The organism is Micromonospora sp. NPDC049799 (assembly GCF_040656655.1).
Lineage (GTDB): Bacteria > Actinomycetota > Actinomycetes > Mycobacteriales > Micromonosporaceae > Micromonospora.
On the sequence record NZ_JBFAMU010000483.1, the window covers coordinates 1 to 3784 of the forward strand.

At 70.6% G+C, this 3784-nt stretch carries 3 protein-coding genes; all 3 read left to right on the forward strand.

From position 1 onward, the window contains the following. Positions 1-248, forward strand: a 248-nt coding sequence (locus tag AB0I76_RS24910; RefSeq protein WP_357040010.1) for a helix-turn-helix transcriptional regulator, incomplete at its 5' end; no start/stop codon positions are given. 58 nt (positions 249-306) lie between these two features. Continuing rightward, positions 307-1968, forward strand: coding sequence for a tryptophan 7-halogenase (locus AB0I76_RS24915; protein ID WP_357040013.1), 1662 nt, complete (start codon positions 307-309; stop codon positions 1966-1968). A 304-nt stretch (positions 1969-2272) separates the two neighbouring features. Further along, the coding region (locus AB0I76_RS24920) for a beta-ketoacyl synthase N-terminal-like domain-containing protein (RefSeq protein WP_357040016.1) at positions 2273-3784 on the forward strand (1512 nt) is incomplete at its 3' end.

Consider the following 3784-nt stretch of genomic DNA (forward strand, 5'->3'; position numbering starts at 1 on the left):
GGTCCGAGCCCGCCGACCCGGCCGAGCAGGTGAGCCGGGTGGCGGCGCTGTCGCTGCTGTCCGGGGCGGAACGCCGGGTGGCGGCACTGGCCGCCCGCGGCCACACCAACCGGGAGATCTCTCGCCGGCTGTGCATCACCGTCAGCACGGTGGAGCAGCACCTCACCCGGACGTTCCGCAAGCTCGGCGTCAAGACCCGGGCGGACCTGCCCGAAGAGATCGTGCTGGACATGGCGGTGGCGGGTTGACGCCCGCCGGCCGTCGGGCCCCCGCACACCGTTTCCCGACGAGAAGGAGGTGAGAAGATTGCCGCTCGACAGTTCCGGATCGGGACGCGACGACCGGTACGACGTGGCGATCCTCGGCAGTGGTATCGCTGGCGGCATGCTCGGTGCGGTGCTGGCCCGCAACGGCGTCAAGGTGCTGCTGCTGGACGCCGGCGCCCACCCACGGTTCGCGATCGGGGAGTCCACGATCCCGTTCACGTCCGGTATGACCAGGATCATCGCCGACCGGTACGGCGTGCCGGAGATCAAGCCGCTGTCCAGCTTCCGCGGCGTGCAGAAGCACGTGTCCCGCAACTGCGGTCGCAAGCAGAACTTCGGCTTCGTCTACCACCGCGAGGGCTCGCCGCAGGACCCGAAGCAGATCAACCAGTTGGTCGTGCCGTCGATGCTGCGGACCGAGTCGCACCTGTTCCGCCAGGACGTGGACATGTACCTGTTCCAGGTCGCGGTGAAGTACGGCGCGCACACCCGGCTCAACACCCGGGTGGTCGACGTGGAGATCGACCCGGACGAGGGCGCCGTGCTGCGCTCGGACCGGGGCGAGGAGTTCCGCGCCAGCTACGTGGTGGACGCCGGGGGTTTCCGCTCGCCGCTGGCGGACAAGTTCGAGCTGCGCGAGATTCCCACCCGGGCCCGGGTGCACTCGCGCAGCGTCTTCACCCATCTCATGGGGGTACGCCCCTACGACAGGTCGCCGGCCGCCGGCCGTGGCCACGACCAGCCGAACCCCTGGCACCACGGCACGCTGCACCATGTCTTCGACGGTGGCTGGATGTGGGTGATCCCGTTCGACAACCACCCGGACTCGCTCAACCCGTTGGTCAGCGTCGGCCTGACCCTCGACCCGCGGGTGCACCCGAAGACCGACGTCCCCCCGGAGGAGGAGTTCCGCCGGTTCCTGAACCGCTTCCCGGACATCGCCTGGCAGTTCGAGGACGCCAAGCCGGTGCGGCCGTGGGTCTCCACCGGCCGGTTGCAGTACTCGGCCAAGCAGATCGTCGGGGATCGGTACTGCCTGACCTCGCACGCGGCCGGCTTCATCGACCCGCTCTACTCGCGCGGCATGACGAACACGCTCGAACTGATCAACATCATGGCCTGGCGGCTGATCGCCGCCGCTCGGGACGGCAACTGGTCCACGGAGCGTTTCGAGTACCTGGAGACGCTCCAGCAGGGACTGTTCGACTTCCACGACGACATCGTCTACAGCTCGTTCGTCGCGTTCCGCGACTACGATTTGTGGAATGCGGTGAACCGCACCTGGCAGCTCGGCACCATGCTCGGGAACGTCGTCATCGAGGATGCCTACTTCCGCTATTCGCGCAGTGGTGACGACAAGGTCTTCCTCGCCCTGGAGGACAGCCGTCGCCCGGGCTCGCCCTTTCCGGTCAGCGAGAAGTTCAACGAGTTGGGCATCTTCACCCGGCAGACCTGCCAGGCGGTGGAGGCCGGCACGCTGACCGCGAAGGACGCCGCCGCGCGGATCTTCAGTGAGATCGCCTCGGCCGACTACCTGCCCCCGTCGTTCGGCTTCGGGGACCCGGAGAACCGCTGCTTCAGCGCGTCCCCCTCGAAGATGGCGCGCAACGCGGTGTGGAGCCGGAGCAAGGCGCCGAAGGAGATCGGCGGAATGATGACCCGGGCCACCGCCGGCCTGGTCCGGATGCGGCTGCGCCCCTGACCGCAACCGTCACGCGGCACGGCGGCGGTCTCGTTGATCCTGTCACGGGGCCGCCGCCGTCGCGCGTGTGATGCGATCAACATTGACTTTGGTCGCTGTCATTCGTCCGCGTCGCGATAGGGGTCGGCCTCGGGTGCGGACCGGGGGAATCGGGGTTACCGCCCATTCGCCACCCGCGTAGATTCTGGTGGGCGGCGACGAATTACCCGCCATCCACGGAATTCCCACAGCGACGGGTGACGAACGATGGCACCCGCAATTTTTGCACTCTCCCGCCGTGGTCCCGTCGACGAAGAGGCAGTGAATGGACGCGATGGCAGGCTTCGACACGGCAGACCAGATCGCGATCGTCGGCATGGCCGGGCGGTTCCCGGGCGCCGATGATCCGGAGGCCCTGTGGCGACTGCTGACCGGACGCGGCGACGCCGTCGTCGGCGTACCGGCGCAGCGGTGGGACGCCACGGCCCAGCTCGACCCGGAACGTGAGATCCAGGCCGTGGGGGGCTTCCTCGACGGGGTGGACCAGTTCGACGCGGCCTTCTTCGGCATCTCGCCCCGGGAGGCCGAGGACATCGACCCCCAGCAACGCCTGATGCTCGAGGTCACCTGGCGGGCGCTGGAGGACGCCGGACAGCCGTCCGCCGGCCTGGCCGGTACCCGTACCGGCGTCTACGTCGGCGCGTCCTGGCACGACTACGAGATCGCCCGCCGGGAGCGGGGCGCCCCGACCAGCCAGCACAGCCTGGTGGGCAACGCCCTCGACGTGATCGCCGCTCGGGTGTCGTACGCGTTGAAGCTGCGCGGCCCGAGCCTGACCGTGGAGACCGGCTGTTCGTCGTCGCTGGTCGCCCTGCACCTCGCCGCGCAGGCGCTGCGGTCGGGCGAGATCGACGCCGCCGTCGTCGGCGGGGTGAACCTGATCCTCGCGCCCGACGTGTCCGTCGGCCTCACCCACTTCGGGGGTCTCTCCCCGAACGGCCGGTGCGCCGCCTTCGCGGCCGACGCCGACGGGTTCGTCCGTGGCGAGGGCGTCGCCGCCGTCCTGGTCAAGCGGCTCGACCGGGCGCTGCGCGACGGCGACCGGGTGCACGGCGTGCTGCTCCGCTCGGTGGTCAACAACGACGGCGGCGGGGAGAGCCTGGTGACCCCCAGTCGGGATGGGCAGCGCGAACTGCTCCGCCTCGCGTACGGCGACGGCGCGGTGCCGCCGGACCGGCTCGGCTACGTCGAGGCGCACGGCACCGGCACCGGCCGGGGCGACCCGATCGAGGTCGGCGCGATCGGCGAGGTGCTCGGCCAGGTCCGCACCGTCGGGCCGCTGCCGATCGGGTCGGTGAAGACCAACATCGGCCACCTGGAGGCGGCGGCCGGGATGGCCGGCCTGTTCAAGGTCCTGCTCGCGCTCCGGCACCGCACCGTTCCGCCGAGCCTGCACTCCGCCACGCTCAACCCGGAGATCCCGTTCGACCGGCTCAACGTCACCGTGGTGCGGGAGCCGCTGACGCTCCCCGCTGACGAACCGGTCTACCTCGGGGTGAACTCGTTCGGCTGGGGCGGCACCAACGCCCACGTCGTGGTCGGCCCGGCCCCCGTACCGGTCGCCGGCCCGGCCGTCGAGCCGCCGGACACGGGCCTGCCCGCGGTGGTGCCACTCTCCGCCCGCAACCCGGCCGCGCTCGTCGCGTTCGCCGGCGACCTCGCCGACCGGGTGCCCGAGCCGGAGGCCGACCTGCCCGCCACAACTCGGCCAGCCCGAGCGACATCGCCCAGAGCGTCGGCTGCAGCATGTCGATCCGGGTGGTCCACTCGTCACCCG